Genomic DNA, 19241 nt, shown 5'->3' on the forward strand with positions numbered 1-19241 from the left:
ACGGGCCTTACTCCGGTGCGACCACCGCAGACGGCGCCTTGGCGTCCTTCGCGCCGGGCCCATCGACCGTGCGGATGTGCAATTCGCGCAGCTGTTTCGGCGTCACCTGGCTCGGGGCGCCCATCATCAGATCCTCGGCGCGCTGGTTCATCGGGAAGAGGATGACTTCGCGGATGTTCGGCTCGTCGGCGAGCAACATGACGATGCGGTCGATGCCGGGCGCGGAGCCGCCGTGCGGCGGTGCGCCGAATTTGAAGGCATTGATCATTCCGGCGAAGTTCGTGTCGACATCTTCCTTGGTGTAGCCGGCGATCTCGAAGGCCTTGTACATGATCTCCGGCCGGTGGTTCCGGATCGCGCCCGAGGACAGCTCCACGCCGTTGCAGACGATGTCATACTGATAAGCGAGGATGTCCAAGGGATCCTTGGTCTTCAGCGCCTCCAGCTCGCCCTGCGGCATGGAGAAGGGATTGTGCGAGAAGTCGACCTTCTTCGCTTCCTCGTCATATTCGAACATCGGGAAGTCGACGATCCAGCAGAACTCGAAGCGGTTCTGGTCGATCAGGCCGAGCTGTTCGCCCACCCGCGTGCGGGCGGCACCGGCAAGCTTGGCCGCCCGCCCTTCCTTGCCGGCCGCGAAGAAGATGCCGTCGTCGGGGCCGAGGCCCAGTTCGGCGATCAGCTTGCGCGTCGCTTCATCGCCATGGTTCTTGGCGATCGGCCCGCCGAGTTCGCCGCCCTTCTGGGTGATATAGCCAAGGCCGGCATGCCCTTCCGAGCGCGCCCAGTCGTTCATGTCGTCGAAGAATTTGCGGCTCTTGTCGGCCGTGTTCGGCGCGGGGATGGCGCGCACGACGCTTCCGCCCTCGACTAGCCGGGCGAACAGGCCGAAGCCGGAACCCTTGAAGTGCTCCGACACGTCCGAGATCACGATCGGGTTGCGCAGGTCCGGCTTGTCCGAGCCGTATTTGAGCATCGCCTCGCGATAGGGAATGCGCGGGAATGGCGCGGCGCTGACCGAGCGGCCGTTCGCAAACTCCTCGAACACGCCGTGCAGTACCGGCTCGATCGCCGCGAAAACATCGTCTTGCGTGACAAAGCTCATTTCGAAATCGAGCTGATAGAACTCGCCCGGGGAACGGTCGGCGCGCGCATCCTCGTCGCGAAAGCAGGGCGCGATCTGAAAATAGCGGTCGAAGCCGGCGACCATGATCAGCTGCTTGAACATCTGGGGCGCCTGGGGGAGCGCATAGAATTTGCCGGGATGCACCCGGCTCGGCACCAGATAGTCGCGCGCGCCCTCTGGCGACGAGGCGGTCAGGATAGGCGTCTGGAACTCGGTGAATCCCTGGTCGATCATCCGCCGCCGGATCGAGCTGATCACGTTCGAACGCAGCACGATATTCTGGTGAATGCGCTCGCGGCGCAGATCGAGGAAGCGGTAGCGGAGGCGGATGTCCTCCGGATAATCCGCTTCGCCCGCGACCGGCAGCGGCAGTTCCTGGGCGGACGATTGGACGGTGACCGCCTTGGCGAAAACCTCGATCTCCCCGGTCGGCAGGTTCGCGTTGGTCGTTCCCGCCGCGCGCGCCTTCACCACGCCTTCGATGGTGACCACGGACTCGGCGCGTAGGGCTTCGAGCACCGGCAGCGCCGGTGAGTCGGCATCCGCCACCACCTGGGTGAGCCCGTAATGATCGCGCAGGTCGACGAACAGCACGCCGCCATGATCGCGCTTGCGGTGCACCCAGCCAGACAGGCGAACGGTCTCGCCGACATGGGAAGCGCGAAGCGCGCCGCAGGTGTGAGTGCGATAGGCGTGCATGATGAGTTCTCGACTGAAACGTGAAGCGTGCGGCGCTTCCCCGCCTCGGCCCATATTGTCAAGGCGCGCGGCCAAGCTATTGCGCACTGATGCAAATCCATCCGCTGATTACCGACAGCGAAAGCCTCGCCCAACTCTGCGCCCGGCTCGCCAAGTCCGACTTCGTGGCCGTGGACACCGAGTTCATGCGCGAGAACACCTATTGGCCCGACCTCTGCCTGATCCAGATCGCCGATGAGAATGAGGCGGCGGCGATCGATCCCAAGGCCGATGGCATTGACCTCCAGCCCCTGCTCGATCTGCTCGTCGACAATGAGGAAGTGCTGAAGGTCTTCCATGCCGGCGGGCAGGACGTGGAGATCGTCTACAACCTGACCGGCAAGACGCCGCACCCGATCTTCGACACCCAGATCGCCGCCATGGCGCTCGGCCAGGGCGAGCAGATCGGCTATGGCAATCTCGTCGACAGCTGGCTCGGCATCCAGCTCGATAAGGGCGCGCGCTTCACCGACTGGGGTCGCCGCCCGCTCGATAAGCGCCAGATCGACTATGCGATCGGCGATGTCACCCACCTCGTCAAAATCTTCCCGATGATCGTCAAGCGCCTGGTCAAACAGGGACGTGGCGACTGGCTCGACGAGGAGATGGAGAAGCTGGCCGACCCTGCCAATTATGAGAATGAGCCGGAGCTCGCCTGGCTGCGCGTCAAGGTACCAAGCCGCAAGGCCGATGTGCTGGGGCGACTGAAGGCACTGGCGGCGTGGCGCGAGCGCGAGGCACGCGGCAAGGATCTACCGCGCGGCCGCATCGTCAAGGACGAGACACTGGCCGACATCGCCGCCCACCCGCCGCGCGAGCAGAGCGACTTGGGTCGGGTGCGCGGCCTCTCGGCAAGCTGGGGCGGCAACGACATCGGCGCGCGCTTGATGAGGGCGCTTAGCGAGGCGCGGCCACTCGGCCCCGACGAACTGCCCCGCGAGGAGCGCAGGCCCGGTCTCGGACGCGAGGGCTCGCTGGTCGCCGACCTGCTCAAGCTGTTGCTCAAGATCCGCGCGCGGGAAATCGACGTCGCGCCACGCCTGCTCGCCCGCACGGACGAGCTTGAGCTGCTCGCCGCCGGCAAGCGCAACGGCCTTGCCATCCTCCAGGGCTGGCGATCGGAACAATTCGGCAAGGACGCGCTCGACCTCGTCGAAGGCCGCCTCGCCTTCGCGGTCAAAGACGGCAAGCTCAAGATGACGCGCGCGGAGGAATAGCGGCGTTCAGCCCACCCTCGGCTCTAAACCCATTTCCGAGGCGAGTTGGCGGAAGCGCTTGTCGACGGCGTCGCCGTAGAGCGCCCGGTCTCCGTCGTTCAGCTGCAGCACCAGCGCCTTGCCATCGATGGCGATGGAGGTGCGGCGCAGCGGTTCGGCGACGCCTCCGCTCAGCCGCTGGCCGAGGCGAATGGCGAGGCCCCAACGCACGGCGCGACGAAGATCCTGCGCGCTGGCGAGTGTCGCCAGGCTACCCAATGCATCGGCGCCGCCGCCCAAGGCCGTGAACAGCGCCTGGCCGAGCAGGACACGGCCCCGCGCATCGATGCCGACCCAATTGCCGTGGGCGCCATTCTCGAACGCCCGCTCCGCCCGGAACTCGGGGTTGGCGCGCCAGCCGGTGTCGGCGAGCAGGCAGGCGGCCAGACGCAGCCGCGCGTCGGTGCCGCCGGGAAATAACGGCGCGATCCAGCGATCGAGCAAATCGCCATGTTCGGGAAACCTGCCCTGGACATGCCCTTCTTCCCGGCACGCTGCGATCAGCGGGTCCTCCGCCGCCACTGCGGTTGGAAGGGCCGCGAACAACAGGCCTTCGCGCAGCCCATAGGCAGAGACGATCAGGCTCTTGCTCTGCAGTTCTCGAACCAGCACGGCGAGCAGCGCGGATGCCTCGCCGAGATTGGCGATGCGCGAACCGGAGAGGGACGGCACCATCCGCAGCTCTTCCCGCGTCGTCGCGGCGATGGTGCGGGCGAGCCGCGGCGCGGCGCTGGGCGCCATCATATAGCCATGCACGATCGGCAGCGGATAGGTGCTGAGCGCCATGTCGACGCGCGCTAGGGCGCGCCAGGATCCTCCGACCAAAAAGAGCGGCAGCCGCCGCGCACTTGCGAGCCAGGGGGTTTGGCCAAGCTGCTCGCGCACGGTCCGCTCCAGCGCCCCTTTCGTGCTCCTTAGCGCCGCGATCCGCAGCACGCCCAAGGGGAAGGAGGCGCGATCCAAGACGCGCCCCGCCGCAATCCGGGATAATTCGAGGCTGCCGCCGCCAAGATCGCCGACGATGCCGTCCGCGCCGGGCATGGCTGCGAGGACGCCCATCGCGGCCGCCTCGGCCTCCTGTTCGCCCGTCAAAAGCTCGACATCGAGGCCGATCGCTGCGGCCCGCCCGAGCAAGACCGCACCATTGCTCGCGTCGCGCACGGCAGCCGTCGCCACAGTCCGCAGCCGATCGACATGCATCAGGTCGGCGATCGTCTTGAAGCGGGCGAGCGCTCGTGCTGCCGTTTCGATCGCGGCTGGCGCAATGGCGCCAGTCTCATCCAGGCTCCGCCCCAGCCCCGCCATGACCTTTTCATTGAACAGGGTTGCCGGGATGCGTGGCGGCCCACCGTAAACAACCAGACGGATCGAGTTCGAGCCGATGTCGATAATGGCCTGCCGTGCCGGGATCGCGTCGGCCTCCACTTTCACATCCCGCACGATCAGATCGGCTTCGCTCATCAGCGCCTCACGCTCAGCTTGGGCACTGCATCGCTGTTGGCAAGCGACTTGCCGCGGCCGGAGAGCGAGGGATTGGTCATGAAATATCGATGCAGGTTGAACGGCCGCTCGCCCGGCACGTCCCGGACATAGCTGCCATCCGCGTTCAGTTCCCAGCTTTGCTCATTGTCGATCAGATTGGCGACCATCACCTGGTCGAGGATCTGGTCGTGCACCGTGGGGTTCACGATCGGCAGCAGATACTCGACGCGCCGGTCGAAATTGCGCGGCATCCAGTCGGCGGACGAAATAAACACGCGCGCCTTGTCGTTGGGCAGGTCGCGGCCATTGCCGAAAGCGAAGATGCGGCTGTGCTCGAGGAAGCGGCCGACGATCGACTTCACCCGGATATTCTCGGAGAGGCCGGCCACGCCGGGCCGCAGGCAGCAGATGCCGCGCACGATCAGGTCGATCGGGACTCCGGCCTGGCTTCCTTCGTAGAGCTTCTCGATCATCGCCGGATCGACGAGCGAGTTCATCTTCGCCCAGATGCCGGCCGGCTGGCCCGCGCGCGCATTGGCGATTTCCGCATCGATCAGTTCGGCCAGGCTCTCGCGCATGCTGAGCGGCGACATGGTGAGCAGTTCCAGTCGGGCGGGCTCGACATAGCCGGTGATGTAATTGAACAGCTGCGCCGCATCGCGCCCGGCCCGCGGATCGGCGGTGAAGAAGCTGATATCGGTGTAGATGCGCGCGGTGATCGGGTGATAATTGCCGGTCCCGAAGTGGCAATAGGTGCGGTAGCCACCCTCTTCCCGCCGCACGATCATCGACACCTTGGCATGCGTCTTCCACTCGATGAAGCCATAGACGACCTGCACCCCGGCCCGTTCCAGCGCCGAGGCCCAGAGCAGGTTCTGTTCCTCGTCGAACCGTGCCTTCAGCTCGACGACGGCGGTCACCGACTTGCCCGCTTCGGCCGCAGCGATCAGAGCCTGGATAACGGCCGACTGCTTGCCCGCGCGATAGAGCGTCTGCTTGATGGCGACTACGTCCGGGTCCGCTGCCGCTTGCTGGAGGAAGGCGAGCACAACGTCGAACGTCTCGTAGGGGTGATGGACGACGATATCCTTGGCTTTGATGGCGGCGAAACAGTCGCCGCCATACTCCCGAATTCGCTCCGGAAATCGCGGTGAGTAAGGGTCCCATTTCAGGTCCGGTCGATCCTCCTCGACGAGCGCCTCCAGGTCACCAATGCCGAGCAGGCCGCCGGTGACGGTCACGATCGCGTCGCTGCCGCCCAGCTCGCTCCGCACCTGGCGCTCCAGCGCTTCGGGGATGCCCTCTTCCAGTTCGAGCCGGATCACACGTCCGCGCCGCCGCCGCTTGATGGCACTGCGGAAGTAGCGGACCAGGTCCTCGGCTTCTTCCTCCACCTCGATGTCGCTGTCGCGGATAACGCGGAACGCACCCGAGCCCCGTACTTCGTAACCCGGGAAGAGCAGCCCCGTGAAGCAGCGCAGCACCGACTCGATCGCGATATAGCAGGCGCGTTCGCCGGGAATGCGGATGAACGGCGGCAGGCTCGGCGGGATCATCACCAGCTCGCGAATCGCCTCCCCGTCCGACAGCCGGACGAGATCGAAGATCAGGCTGAGCCCCTTATTGGGGATGAAGGGGAACGGGTGGGCGGGATCCAGCGCCTGGGGGGTGATGACGGGAAAGATATGTTCGCGGAAATGACCCTCGAGCCACACGCGCGCATCGAGCTGCAGCGCATCCTCCCGAACCACTTCGATGCCTGCTTTCGCCAGGGCCACGCGCAGATCGGCCCAGACCCGGTCCTGGCTCTCCATCAGCTGCTCGGCGTCGCGTGTCACGGCGCTCAGCTGCTGGGAAACGGTGAGGCCGTCGGGCGACCGCTCCTCGACCGATTGCAGCTGCTGCCCCTTCAGTCCGGCGACGCGGACCATGAAGAACTCGTCGAGATTGTTGCCCGAGATCGACAGGAAACGCAGCCGCTCCAGCAGCGGATGATTGCGGTTGCACGCCTCTTCCAGCACGCGCCGGTTGAAGGCCAGCCAGCTCAGTTCGCGGTTGAAGTAGCGCTGGCCGTCGCCGGGCGGCGTCCGCTCTTCCTCGCGCAGCATTGGCTCAGGGCGAGCCATCAGAACAGATCCTCTTGCTTCATCCCGAAGGTTTCGCGGGCAAGTTTTACAGAAATGCGAACCCGTTTGGCGAGCGCCGCTTCGTCAAGCGCATCCACGGCCTGGATGATGCCGACATGGGTACGTTCGATGCGCGGCACGAGCCAGGGGACCAACCCCGGAGGCACCTGCAGGTTGCGCTGGAGCAGGAGCTTTTCGATGAGGCCGGCCGCGAGCGGGTCGTCGGGATCGCCGAGCGTGAGGACGGGTGTGGCTGACAGCCGCGTGCGCAGATCGGGCAGCCGAATCTTCCACGCCGGCGGCGCCTCATCAGCCACGATCAGCAGCGGCTTGTGCGCCTCCTGCGCAGCATTCCAGGCGTGGAACAGCTCCTCCTCGGGCTTGCGGTCGCCATCGTCGATCACGCGGCCGCCGGACTTGCGCGCGAACAGCCGGGCCAAGAGGCTGCGCCCGGATTTGCGCGGCCCGGCGAGGATCGTGGCCATGACGGGCCAGGTGCCCCAATGCTCCAAATGCCGTACTGCCCGCGCGTTGCTGTCGGAAACGATGAAATCTTCCTGACGCTCCTCGGCCGGCCACCCGAGCGGCAAGGCCATCTGGCTCATTTGCGGGCTGGCGTCCCGCTCGGACTCGGTGATGGCGACGGCGTGGGAGGGGAACTCACCGCCGGCGCTGCACCGCCGCGCCGGATGCGGAGCGTGCCGAGGCCCTGCTGCACCTGCCAGCCGCGCGCCGAGAGCGCGGCCGCAAGTGCGCCAATGTCCCCCTGATAGGTCACGCGCATTACAGAGACCCCGCCCAGTGCCAGGCTTGCGGTCTGCGCGGATCGCACCCCCGGAATACCGCGCAACACCGCTTCGCCCGCATTCACCGAACCGACGTCCGGCGTGTCATATTGAACATTGTAGCTCGACAGGCCGGCGGTAAGCTGATCGGATTCTATCGTCGCGGCCTCCTCCGGAATGCCTTCCTCCAGATCGTCCAGCTCTTCCTCGGTCGCTTCGGGTTCGACGATCAGCGACGGATCGGGCACCAGACGGCCCTCCTGCAGCGCGCGCACGAACAGAGCGTCGATGCGCTTGACGCCTTCGTCCATCAGCTTGGGTAAGCCGTCCGCCGAGCCGACGCGCAGCACGAAGCCGCCAAGATATTCCCGATCCGGCCCGTGGAAAGCGGAGAAGCGGCCGATCACCGGGCCGCCGGGCCATTGCCGCTCGATCTGCACCTGAGGGATCAGCACGTCGGCGGCGCCATAGCCGTCGATCAGCAGCCGCCACCAGATGCGGCCCGGACGCCAGGTCTGCGCCGGCGTCAGGATCAGCGAGTCGACGCCGGTACCCGTGGGCCGCACATAGTCGACCGGACTGTTGCCGGTGCGGAACCGCGCCCAGGCCTTTTGCCATTCCGTGCGCGTCTCGAACCCCTGCGGCACGCCGCCCGACCATTGTACCGGGATGACCAGCATCGGCGCCGATCGGAGCAGATTGCCCGAGGTGCCGAGGATTGTGCCCGCCCGCGCCCGGTCGAACAACACGCCCAGCCGCGCGATATAGCGGTGCGGGCCGATCTGCTCGTCCTCGACGATGATGCCGGCGACGATACCGTCCAAAGCCGAATCCGACAGGCCCGGCCCCTTGGCGCCGCCGTGGGTGCGCGCCCAAAGCGCATCCCAGGCCCGACGTTGCGCCGCGCGCCAGCCGGTCAGCCGCGCCGCATCCGCATTGGCTCCGTACACGTCGACATCGATGCCGGAGACTTCGAAGCTGGACGAGCTGTCGATCGGCGGCACGCCGCGCTCGCCCCCTTCAATCTGCGCACGCAGCATCGCGGCAAGGCCGAGCGCCATAACGAAGATCAGGACGAGCGGCAGGGGGACAGGGAAACGGCGGAGCGCGATCACCGCGCCCTTCTGGCGCGTCGAGGATAGAAATCCAAGCATCTTGTCGCTAGGCGCACCCCATGAGCGACGGCCAGAGCTACACCTATGCCCAAGCGGGCGTTTCGATCGCCGCGGGCAATGCGCTGGTCAAGGCGATCGGCCCGCTGGCCAAGAGCACGCGGCGTCCCGGCGCCGATGCCGAGCTGGGCGGCTTCGGCGGCTTCTTCGACCTGAAGGCAGCCGGCTATCGCGACCCGCTGCTCGTTGCCGCCAATGACGGCGTCGGCACCAAGCTGAAGCTCGCCATCGAACATAATCTGCATGACGGCGTCGGCATCGACCTGGTCGCCATGTGCGCCAATGACCTGATCGTGCAGGGGGCCGAACCGCTCTTCTTCCTCGATTATTACGCCACGGGCCGGCTGGAGAGCGGCGTCGCGGAACGCGTCATCGCAGGCATTGCCGAGGGCTGCCGGCAGGCCGGCTGCGCACTGATCGGCGGCGAAACGGCCGAGATGCCCGGCATGTACGCCGATGGCGATTATGACCTGGCGGGCTTCTGCGTCGGTGCAGTTGAACGCGGCCAGGCCCTGACGGGTAATCGGGTCAAGGCCGGCGACCTGATCCTCGGCCTTGCCTCGTCCGGCGTCCATTCGAACGGCTATTCGCTGGTGCGCCGCCTCGCAGCCGACAAGGGCTGGAAGCTCGATCGCCCTGCCCTGTTCGACCAGGACGTGATCCTGATCGACGCGCTGATGGCGCCGACCCGCATCTACGTAAAATCGCTGCTGCCGCTGGTCCGCGACGGCAAGATTGCCGCCCTCGCCCATATCACCGGCGGCGGCCTGCTCGAAAACGTCCCGCGCGTGTTGCCGGACGATCTCCACGCGCGCATCGACGCCGATGCCTGGCCGCAGCCGCGGCTGATGGCGTTCCTCCAGGCCCAAGGCGCAATCGAGCCGGCCGAAATGGCGCGCACTTTCAATTGCGGCGTCGGCATGATCGCCGTGGTGGCGCCCGACGACGCCGACGGCGTGAAAGCGGCGCTTGAAGCCGCCGGCGAGACGGTGTTCGTGATCGGCCGCATCGAACAGGGTCCGCGCGGCTGCACGGTCGTGGGTTCGGCCGACGCATGGTGCGGACGCGAGGCCTGGGAGGCTGTGCACCTTGCGTAGCTCATGCTTGCCGTGTGCTCCGGCGAAGGCCGGAGCCTTGTGGCGCAGGGCTCCGACCTGCGCCGGAGCACAATGATGACGGGACGTGCCAAAGTCGCAGTCCTTATCTCTGGCCGCGGCTCCAACATGGCCGCACTTCTGTACGCGTCGCGCCTGCCCGATTGCCCTTTCGAGATCGTCCTCGTGGCGAGCGACAAGGCGGATGCGGCCGGCCTGAAACTCGCCGAAGCGGAAGGTGTCGCCACCTTCGCCGCGCCGGCTGGACTCAAGAGGGCGGAGCTCTTCGCCACCCTTGATGGAGCACTGCGCGCGTCAGGGGCCGAGTTCCTCGCGCTTGCCGGCTTCATGCGCATCCTGCCCTACGATTTCGTCACGCGCTGGAACGGCAGGATCGTCAACATCCACCCCTCGCTGCTTCCCAAATACAAGGGTCTGGACACCCACGCCCGGGCACTTGACGCGCGAGACCTGGTCGCCGGCTGCTCGGTCCATATCGTCACGGCCGAGTTGGACGATGGCCCGGTGCTTGGTCAGGTCGAGGTCGCCGTCCTCCCAAGCGACACGCCCGACAGCCTCGCCGCGCGCGTGCTGATCGCCGAACACCAGCTCTATCCGCGTGCGCTTGCCGCCTTCGTGATGCGCGACCGCACGCCCGAGGCGAAGCTCGCCCGCGTGCGGGACCTTGCAATGGCGCTGCCCGGCGCGGAGGAAACCACATCCCACGGCATGGCCTGCTTCCGCGTCGCCGGCGGCAAGATGTATTGCTACTTCACCGAAGACCATCACGGCGACGGCATCACGGCCGTTATCGTCAAGACCAGCGGCCCCGACGAGCAGGCCCAGCTGATCGATCAGGACCCGGACATCTACTATCGACCCGCCTATTTCGGGCCGAGCGGCTGGGTCGGCCTCAAGCTGCACCACGATATCGACTGGGACCGCGTCGAAGACCGCATCGCCGCCAGCTGGTCCCTGGTTGCGCCGCGCAAACTCGCGATGCTGCGGGAATTCTGAAGAATGCCCGTTCGCTTCGAGCGAAGTCGGTTCACTCAACCACCGGCAACCACAGGGCGCTCGCGCGAGCCGCGTCGTGGAACACGGTCTGCGTCGCCTTGCGATAGTCGCCCGGCTTCGCGCTGAAGATGTTCGGCACGAAGCTCTGCGGATTGCGGTCGTAGAGCGGGAACAGGCTCGACTGGACCTGCACCATCAGCCGGTGACCGGGCTGAAACACATGGTTCACGTTCGGCAGCGACCAGCGGTAATTCTCCGCCTTGCCGGGCTTCAGTGCTTCGGGCTTCTCGAAGCTGCGCACATAGCGGCCGCGGAAGATCTCGATGCCGATCGGAAGCTGCGATCCGTCCGGTGAGACGTCGATCAGCTTCACGACCCAATCGCTATCGGTTCCGCTGGTCGCCGCCCAGAGATCGACGCGAGGGGCGCCGGCGATGTGCACCGGCCTGTCGAGCACGTCGGAGGTGTAGGTCAGCACGTCGGGCCGATCCTGCACGAAGCGCTGGTCTGCCACGAGCCAGGTGCGCCAGCGATCCGCCTCGCCCATCTTTACCGGCCGCGGCATGAACGGCACCGGCCTGGCGGGATCGGAGACATAGCTGTCGGACCCACCGTTCGGTTTCGACCAGGACAGGCCGAAGCTCCCCTGCAGATAGAGGGGCCTTTCGGTGCCGCGCGGCCAGCGGTCGGACACCTCCCAGGCATTCGCGCCGGTCGCATAGGTCAGCACCGGGGGCGTGGCCGTCGCCGCAGCGCCATCCTTCAGATAGCGGTCGAGGAACGGCTTCATCGTGCCGCGGCGGAACTGCAGGCCGGTATCGCCTTCCAGCTTCACCTGACCCAGTTCCCGTGCCTCATAGTTGACGCCGCTGTGCCGCCAGGGGCCGATCACCAGCGACACCAACTCGTTGTTCTTGTCCTGCGGCTCGAGCGCGCGATAGACGGCCGGCGCGCCATAGCTGTCTTCCTGGTCCCACTGCCCGACGACGAGCATGGTCGGCACGGTGAGCTTGCGCGCCGCCAGCAGCTTGTCCACCGCCTGGCCCTGCCAATAGGGATCATAGGCCGGATGCTCGATGAACTTGCGCGTGACGGCAAAGGCATCGAGGCCATAGGCCCTTGCGAAATCGCCCGCGGAGCCCGCCTTCAGGAAGATGTCGTAATCGTCACCCAAGCCGAGCGGCAGGTCGCCGCCATTCTCCTTGGCCATCTGGCCGACGAAATAATCGAAGCTGTTCAGGCGGAACGCGCCGTTGTGGAACCAGTCGTCGCCCATCCAGCCATCGACCATCGGGCTCTGCGGCACCGCGGCCTTCAGCGCGGGATGCGGATCGATCAGCGCCATCAGCGCGGTGAAGCCAGGATAGGAAGAGCCGGTGATCGCCACCTTGCCGTTCGTCTCCGGCACATTCTTCACCAGCCAGTCGATCGTGTCATAGGCATCCGTCGCATGGTCCGCTGCGGTGGCGTTGAGCGGCCCGCGCAACGGCCGGTTCATCACATAATCGCCCTCGGACCCGTGCAGACCGCGCACGTCCTGATAGACGCGGATATAGCCGTCATTGACGAAGTCGCCGTCCATCACCGGCAGAATGTCTTCGATCTTCTGGCTGGGGATGCGCCATGTCGCCGCACCCGCATCATAGGGCGTGCGCGTCAGCAGGATCGGACCGCCGCGCGTGCCCTTGCGCATGACGATGACGGTGAACAGCTTCACCCCGTCACGCATCGAGATCATCACTTCGCGCCGGACATAGTCCGCATTGGGACGGACGCGCTGATATTCGGCGACGGTGTCCGGCGCCATCGGTGGCGTCTGGGCGAAAGCGGTGGAAGAGAAAGCGGCGGCGAGCAGGAGCAGGGCTTTGGTCATGCCGGGGTGATAGTCGGCAGATATCTGGTCGTCATCCCCGCGAAAGCGGGGACCCAGCTTTCTTCACTTTTCCCTCTGGGTTCCCGCGTTCGCGGGAATGACGAACAAGGTGGTATTATGATACCCTTTGTGAAAGCCCCGCATTTCCTTGACATTCTGGTGTACCAAAGTATTTGCCAGCCCATCAGCGCCGTCCCGCTTGGGGCGGCGTCGTTTGTTTCACAGCCCAGAGGACAGCCATGAAGGCGCTCATGAAGACGACCAAGTCGGCCACGCCGGCGACGGTCGAAAAGAAGTGGCATCTGATCGATGCCGACGGCCTGGTGGTCGGGCGCGTCGCGTCAATCATCGCCAACATCTTGCGCGGCAAGCACAAGCCGAGTTTCACCCCTCACATCGATTGCGGTGACAACGTCATCGTCATCAATGCAGACAAGGTGCGCTTCACCGGCCGCAAGCTGACGCAGAAGATGTACTATAAGCACACCGGCTATGCGGGTGGCCTGAAGGAAATCCGCGCCGACAAGGTGCTGGAGGGCCGCTTCCCCGAGCGTGTGCTCGAAAAGGCCGTGGAGCGCATGATTCCGCGTGGCCCGCTCGGCCGCCAGCAGATGCGCAACCTGCGCATCTTCGCCGGTCCGAACCATGATCACGCCGCGCAGAACCCCGAGGTGCTCGACGTCGCCTCGATGAACCGCAAGAACAAGGTGGGCGCATAATGTCCGACACGCGTCAGTCCCTCGCCGATCTCGGCAATCTCACCCAGGGCGTGCAGCCCGCCGCGCAGACGGGCGGCGACACCGCGCCGGCCGCGCCGCAGCCGAACCAGATCCAGGCCGTGCTGCGCGAGCAGCAGCTGGACAAATATGGCCGCGCCTATGCGACCGGCCGCCGCAAGGACGCCGTTGCTCGCGTCTGGCTGAAGCCTGGCACCGGCAAGATCGTGATCAACGGCCGCGACCAGACCGTCTATTTCGCGCGTCCGACGCTGCGCCTGATCATCAACCAGGTGTTCGACATCACCGATCGCCGCGAGCAGTTCGACGTGATCGCGACGGTCAAGGGCGGCGGCCTGTCCGGCCAGGCGGGCGCGGTGCGTCACGGCATCTCGACGGCGCTGACCCGCTACGAGCCGGCGCTGCGCACCACGGTGAAGCAGGCCGGGTTCCTCACCCGCGACCCGCGCGTAGTCGAGCGCAAGAAGTATGGCCGCGCCAAGGCGCGTCGCAGCTTCCAGTTCTCGAAACGCTAAGCAAGTCGATCACGGCTCCCGAAGGGGCGGCTCCGGAAGCGGCCGCCCTTCTTGTTTGTACCGGGAACAAAGTGGCATTATGATCGTTACGCAGCCATAATCAAACGAAATCAGCGGGTTGGGGTACTTGCTTTTCGCAGGGCTTTGCGGTCCAGCCGACTCGGGGAGCTGGAGAAGTTGATGCAGGTTAGCGCGCGACAGGCCGCCACGGGGATTGCCGGCCTCGACGACGTTCTGAACGGCGGCCTGGAGCGCGGCCGGGTCTTCCTGATCGAAGGCAGTCCGGGTGCGGGCAAGACGACCGTCGCGCTGCAATATCTTCTCGCCGGCGCGGCAGACGGCGAGCGCTGCCTCTACATTACCCTCTCCGAAACGGAAGATGAGCTGCGGGCGACCGCGGACTCGCATCACTGGTCGCTCGACGGCATCGAGCTGTTCGAGCTTGTGCCTCCGGAAAGCCTGCTCGACGAAGAACAGCAGCAGAGCCTGCTTTATTCCTCCGACCTCGAGCTTGGGGAGACGACCAAGCGGATCTTCGAGGCGTTCGAGGGCGTGAAGCCCGATCGGGTGGTGCTCGACAGCCTGTCCGAGATCCGCCTGCTCGCGCAAAGCTCCCTGCGCTACCGCCGCCAGATCCTCGCGCTGAAACATTATTTCGCCAACCGCGAGGCGACGGTGATCATGCTCGACGACCTGACGAGCGACGTCAACGACAAGACGGTTCATTCGGTCGCCCATGGCGTGGTTCGGCTGGAGGAACTGTCACCCGAATATGGCGGCGAACGGCGCCGGCTGCGCGTCATCAAATATCGCGGGCGGCGGTTCCGTGGCGGCTACCATGATTTCGCGATCCACACCGGGGGCGTGCGCGTCTTCCCCCGGCTGGTGTCGGCCGAACACAAGGCCAGGGTGGAGCGCGACGTGATGCCCACCTCCTCGGCGGAGTTCAACGCCCTGCTCGGCGGCGGTGTGGAGCGCGGATCGAGCGTGCTGATCCTGGGCCCCTCAGGCACCGGCAAGTCGGTCTTCACCCTCACTTTCGTGCAGGAGGCGATCGCGCGCGGCGAACGCGCCGGGATGTTCGTCTTCGACGAAGAACTCTCCCTGCTCATCGCCCGTGCTGCCGGGCTCGGCATCGATCTGCAGGGCATGATGGATTCCGGCGCGCTGGTGCTGGAACAGGTCGATGCGGCGGAACTGACCCCGGGCGAATTTTCGGAACGAGTGCGGGCCTGTGTCGAAACGCATGGCGCACGGACGGTCGTGATCGACAGCCTCAACGGCTATCAGGCGGCAATGCCTGGCGAGCAGGCGCTGGTCCTCCACATGCACGAGCTGCTGCAGTTCCTGAACCGGCGGGGCGCGACGACCTTCCTCACGGTCGCACAGCACGGGCTGGTCGGCGACATGAAGGCGCCGGTCGACATCACCTATCTCGCCGACACCGTCGTCCTGCTGCGCTATTTCGAAGCGATCGGTCGCGTGCGCCGCGCAGTCTCGGTGGTCAAGAAGCGGACCGGCGCGCACGAAGACACCATTCGCGAATACCGCATCGGACCGGGCGGCGTCAGCCTGGGTCCACCATTGATCAACTTCCAGGGGGTGCTGGGCGGGGTTCCGGTTCTGGTCGGCGACGCCCAGATGCTACCGGAGTTTGCCGCTTGAAGCGTACCACGCTGTCGGAGCGGGCACTGGTGCTTGCTCCGCACGGTCGCGATGCACCGATCGCCGCGTCCATGCTGGCCGAAAGCGGCATCGATGCCCAGGTCTGCACGGGGCTGCCGCACCTTATTGAGGAACTCGACGCCGGCGCCGCCTTCGTCGTGGTCACCGAAGAGGCGATTGCGAGCGCAGACTTACATCCCCTGTCCGATTGGCTCGAAGACCAGGAAGAGTGGTCGGATCTTCCGTTCGTGCTGCTGACCAGCCGCGGCGGCGGGCTGGAGCGCAATCCGGCCGCGCGCCGCCACCTCGAAGTGCTGGGCAACGTCACGTTCCTCGAGCGGCCGTTCCATCCAACGACGCTGATCAGCCTGGCGCGGTCGGCGCTCCGCGGCCGCTGCCGTCAATATGAGGCGCGGGCGCGGCTGATCGCGCTTCGGGACAGCGAGAACCGGTTCCGCACCCTGTTCGACACGATGGACGAGGGCTTCTGCGTCATCGAGTTCCTTGACGGACCGCATGGGCCGGCCAGCGACTATGTCCATGTTCAGGCCAATGCCGCTTATGAACGCCATGCCGGTATTCCGAACGTGGTCGGGCAGCGGCTGCGCGACATGGTACCGGACGAGGCGGACGCCTGGGTGGAGATGTACCGGCGGGTGCTGATGACGGGCGAACCGATCCGGTTCGAGCAGGAGCTGGTGGCAACGCGCCGTCATTTGGAGCTGGCGGCGTTTCGCGTCGAGCCGGCGGAGCGCCGCGAAGTAGCTGTAATCTTCCAGGACGTGACCGCGCGCAAGCGCGCCGAGAGCGAGCTGCGCGAGTTGAACGAGACGCTCGAGCGCCGGGTGCAGGACGCGGTCGCGGAGCGCGAGGCAGCGTTGGCCCAGCTGCACGAAGCGCAGAAACTTGAGACGCTCGGCCAGCTGACCGGCGGCGTCGCCCATGACATCAACAACCTGCTGACGCCGATCACGGGTGCGCTCGATTTGCTGAGCCGGCGCCATGCCGACTCCGATCCACGCTCGGCTCGCTTGTTCGAGGGCGCACTGCAATCCGCCGAGCGTGCCAAGATCCTTGTTAGTCGGTTGCTCGGCTTTGCGCGGCGGCAGGCGCTGGAGACGCGGGCAATCGACGTGTCTTCCACACTCGAAGGCATGCGCGACTTGATCGCGAGTTCGACCGGTTCAGGTATCGAACTGCGCCTTGTGCCTTCGCCCGGACTGCCGGCTGCCCAGGCCGATCCCAACCAGCTCGAGCTTGCCGTGCTCAACCTGTGCGTCAACGCGCGCGACGCGATGGACGGCGGCGGCGTGCTGACCATCGCTGCCGAGCAGGCGGTTGTAGGCCCCGGCGACGCGGGCGCGCTCAGGCCGGGCGCCTATGTCCGCATTTCGGTCGTCGATACCGGTGCGGGCATGGACGAAGCGACCTTGGCCAAGGCAGTCGAACCCTTCTTCTCGACCAAGGGCATCGGCAAGGGCACCGGCCTTGGTCTGTCGATGGTCCATGGCCTTGCCGCCCAGCTTGGCGGCGCCTTCATGCTGTCGAGTGCGCTCGGCGATGGGACTCGCGCCGACCTGTACCTGCCGGTCGCCCAGGCCGCTGCCGACCCGGCCCCCGTGGGCGGGAACGACGCGATCCGTCCGGTAAAGCCGCTGACGCTGCTGCTGGTCGACGACGAGGACCTGGTCCGCGCCGGCACCGCCGAAATGCTGCGCGATCTCGGACATGTCGTGCACGAGGCGAGTGGCGGAGCGCAAGCGCTCGCGAAACTCGGCCCCGACCACAAGTTCGATGCAGTCGTCACGGACTATATGATGCCGCAGATGAACGGAGTCGAACTCGCCGGGCGGATCGCCGCACGTGATCCCGGCCTGCCCCTGCTGGTCGTCACGGGCTATGCGGGCGGCAATCTCGACGTCGGACTGCCGCAGTTAGCCAAGCCGTTCCGGCAGGCGGATATTGCGGCCGCTATCGAACGTCTGGTCCATGGAGAAAAGGTCGTGCGGCTGCGCCCGCGCCGGGACGCGAACAGCGCCGCCTGAACCGGCCTAGCGGCTTTTCTTGTCCTTGCCCTTGTCGCGATTTGCGTAAAGCAGCGCCGCCACCAAGGCCGCCGAACCCACGCCGACGCCCACCCCCGCCGCAATCCAGGCGGTGCGATTGTCGCCGCCCGCTTTTTCCTCACCTTGCTTCGCTTGCTGGGCAGACTTGACGATCTCGTTCACCGGCTTCTCCGCATTGCCGCCGGCGGCTTCGTCGGCCGGCGCGCTTCCATCCACCACTGGCGGCGCACCGAGGGTCTCGTCAAGCTGGGCCACGATCACTCTCCTCTTGCCCGGTTCAACGAACGGGAGAGCGGCCCGTTTCAGAGCCGGCGCGTCTTCGCGACTTCAGCCAGCCGAACGGAGGAACTCTCCCTCAGCCGCTCGCTCGGATGACTTCGAGTTCCGGTCGCCCACCGAGCCAATAGCAGAGCTCGGCCGGGCTGCTGATATCCCAAAGCACCAGATCGGCGCGCTTGCCGATTTCCAGCGTGCCCCGGTCAGCGAGACCCAGTGCGCTGGCCGCGTTACGTGTCACGCCGGCCAACGCCTCCTCCGGAGTCATCCGGAACAAGGTGCAGGCGAGGTTGAGCATCAGCAGCAGCGATCGCGCCGGCGACGTGCCCGGGTTGCAGTCGGTCGCCAGCGCCATGGGCACGCCCGCCGCCCGGAAAATGTCGACCGGCGGCAGCTTCGTCTCCCGCAAGGTGAGGAAGGCGCCCGGCAGCAGCACCGCGACCGTCCCCGCCTTTGCCATCGCCTCGACGCCCTCGGTCGATGTCCACTCGACATGGTCGGCGGACAGCGCCTGATAGCGAGCGGCCAGCCCCGCCCCGCCCCCGTCGCTCAGCTGGTCGCTATGGAGCTTGACCGGGATCCCCAGCCGTGTCGCGGTGTCGAACAGCCGCGCTGTCTCTTCAGCCGTGAACCCTATCGTTTCGCAAAACGCATCGACCGCGTCGACCAGCCCTTCCCTGGCCGCGCGCGGCAGCATCTCCTGGCAGACGAGGTCGATATACCCGGCGCGGTCGTGCGCAAACTCGGGCGGCAAGGCATGCGCGCCAAGAAAGGTGGTGCGCACATGGATCGGCAACTCCCGACCCAGCCGACGTGCCGCGCGCAGCATCTTCAGCTCGTTGTCGGTGTCCAGGCCATAGCCCGACTTGATCTCGATCGTGGTCACGCCTTCCCCGATCAGCTGGCGCAGGCGCGGCAGTGCCTGCTGGACAAGCTCGTCCTCTGACGCGGCGCGCGTCGCTCGCACGGTCGAGACGATCCCGCCGCCGGCGCGGGCGATCTCTTCGTAAGAGGCACCCTTCAGCCGCGCCTCATACTCGTCGATCCGATCGCCGCCGAAGACGATGTGCGTGTGGCAGTCGATCAGGCCGGGTGTCATCCAGCGCCCGCCCGCATCGATCACCTCGGCAGCGGACGGCTCCTTGGGGAGATCGTCGGCAGGGCCAGCAAAGGCGATGCGACCGCCCGCCACGGCCAAAGCGCCACGCTCGACAGCGCCATAGGGTACGCCACCGTCCACCATGGTAGCGAGCCGGACATTGACCCAGAGCCGATCCCACCGATCCGCCGCCGCCATCACTCGCCCTCTTTAC

15 protein-coding genes are annotated in these 19241 nt (G+C 66.2%); 7 read left to right on the forward strand and 8 right to left on the reverse strand.

The features are described 5' to 3' along the window. Window positions 1-7: 7 nt before the first annotated feature. Window positions 8-1825, reverse strand: coding sequence for an aspartate--tRNA ligase (aspS, locus tag HJG53_RS01410; RefSeq protein WP_171127455.1), 1818 nt, complete (start codon window positions 1823-1825; stop codon window positions 8-10). Window positions 1826-1914: 89 nt separating this feature from the next. Between aspS and rnd the strand changes: the two genes are divergently transcribed. Next, on the forward strand, window positions 1915-3081 hold the full coding sequence (gene rnd / locus HJG53_RS01415; protein WP_171127456.1) for a ribonuclease D: 1167 nt from the start codon (window positions 1915-1917) through the stop codon (window positions 3079-3081). A 6-nt stretch (window positions 3082-3087) separates the two neighbouring features. Here rnd and HJG53_RS01420 read toward each other — a convergent pair whose 3' ends face one another. From HJG53_RS01420 to HJG53_RS01435, 4 genes are read right to left on the reverse strand one after another with little or no spacing between them, the layout of a single operon-like run. Further along, window positions 3088-4581: a Ppx/GppA family phosphatase gene (locus HJG53_RS01420; RefSeq protein WP_171127457.1), complete on the reverse strand. Its 1494-nt coding sequence runs from the start codon at window positions 4579-4581 to the stop codon at window positions 3088-3090. Then, window positions 4581-6728, reverse strand: coding sequence for an RNA degradosome polyphosphate kinase (locus tag HJG53_RS01425; protein WP_171127458.1), 2148 nt, complete (start codon window positions 6726-6728; stop codon window positions 4581-4583). Before HJG53_RS01425 ends, HJG53_RS01420 begins: the two co-directional genes overlap by 1 nt. Then, the gene (locus tag HJG53_RS01430; RefSeq protein ID WP_171127459.1) at window positions 6728-7333 is read right to left on the reverse strand and encodes a DnaA/Hda family protein; all 606 of its coding nucleotides are present in this window, start codon (window positions 7331-7333) and stop codon (window positions 6728-6730) included. Before HJG53_RS01430 ends, HJG53_RS01425 begins: the two co-directional genes overlap by 1 nt. Continuing rightward, on the reverse strand, window positions 7330-8667 hold the full coding sequence (locus HJG53_RS01435; protein ID WP_171127460.1) for a heavy-metal-associated domain-containing protein: 1338 nt from the start codon (window positions 8665-8667) through the stop codon (window positions 7330-7332). Before HJG53_RS01435 ends, HJG53_RS01430 begins: the two co-directional genes overlap by 4 nt. Window positions 8668-8687: 20 nt before the next feature. On the opposite strand from HJG53_RS01435, the gene purM reads away from it, so the two are divergent. Together purM and purN are read left to right on the forward strand one after the other, a co-directional pair. Next, complete coding sequence (purM, locus tag HJG53_RS01440; RefSeq protein ID WP_171127461.1) at window positions 8688-9782, forward strand: phosphoribosylformylglycinamidine cyclo-ligase; 1095 nt, start codon at window positions 8688-8690, stop codon at window positions 9780-9782. A gap of 75 nt (window positions 9783-9857) precedes the next feature. Next, a complete protein-coding gene (gene purN / locus HJG53_RS01445) occupies window positions 9858-10796 on the forward strand; it encodes a phosphoribosylglycinamide formyltransferase (protein WP_171127462.1) in 939 nt (312 codons plus the stop codon). 31 nt (window positions 10797-10827) lie between these two features. On the opposite strand, the gene HJG53_RS01450 is transcribed toward purN, so the two are convergent. After that, window positions 10828-12669, reverse strand: a complete 1842-nt coding sequence (locus HJG53_RS01450; protein ID WP_171127463.1) for a CocE/NonD family hydrolase — start codon at window positions 12667-12669, stop codon at window positions 10828-10830. A gap of 239 nt (window positions 12670-12908) precedes the next feature. On the opposite strand from HJG53_RS01450, the gene rplM reads away from it, so the two are divergent. The 4 genes from rplM to HJG53_RS01470 all read left to right on the forward strand — a co-directional run bounded on the left by rplM (window position 12909) and on the right by HJG53_RS01470 (window position 17631). After that, a complete protein-coding gene (gene rplM, locus HJG53_RS01455) occupies window positions 12909-13388 on the forward strand; it encodes a 50S ribosomal protein L13 (protein ID WP_171127464.1) in 480 nt (159 codons plus the stop codon). Beyond that, entirely contained in the window at window positions 13388-13921 is a 534-nt protein-coding gene (rpsI, locus tag HJG53_RS01460) for a 30S ribosomal protein S9 (protein ID WP_171127465.1), read from the forward strand. Before rplM ends, rpsI begins: the two co-directional genes overlap by 1 nt. A gap of 180 nt (window positions 13922-14101) precedes the next feature. Then, the gene (locus HJG53_RS01465) at window positions 14102-15586 is read left to right on the forward strand and encodes an ATPase domain-containing protein (RefSeq protein ID WP_171127466.1); all 1485 of its coding nucleotides are present in this window, start codon (window positions 14102-14104) and stop codon (window positions 15584-15586) included. Further along, window positions 15583-17631, forward strand: coding sequence for a response regulator (locus HJG53_RS01470; RefSeq protein ID WP_254447466.1), 2049 nt, complete (start codon window positions 15583-15585; stop codon window positions 17629-17631). Before HJG53_RS01465 ends, HJG53_RS01470 begins: the two co-directional genes overlap by 4 nt. A 6-nt stretch (window positions 17632-17637) precedes the next feature. On the opposite strand, the gene HJG53_RS01475 is transcribed toward HJG53_RS01470, so the two are convergent. Both HJG53_RS01475 and hutI read right to left on the reverse strand, forming a co-directional pair. Further along, complete coding sequence (locus HJG53_RS01475; protein ID WP_217352558.1) at window positions 17638-17907, reverse strand: hypothetical protein; 270 nt, start codon at window positions 17905-17907, stop codon at window positions 17638-17640. 100 nt (window positions 17908-18007) lie between these two features. Beyond that, window positions 18008-19225, reverse strand: a complete 1218-nt coding sequence (hutI, locus tag HJG53_RS01480; protein WP_171127467.1) for an imidazolonepropionase — start codon at window positions 19223-19225, stop codon at window positions 18008-18010. Window positions 19226-19241 lie beyond the last annotated feature (16 nt).

Source organism: Sphingomonas sp. ID1715 (genome assembly GCF_013044515.1).
Taxonomy (GTDB): Bacteria; Pseudomonadota; Alphaproteobacteria; order Sphingomonadales; family Sphingomonadaceae; genus Sphingomonas_B.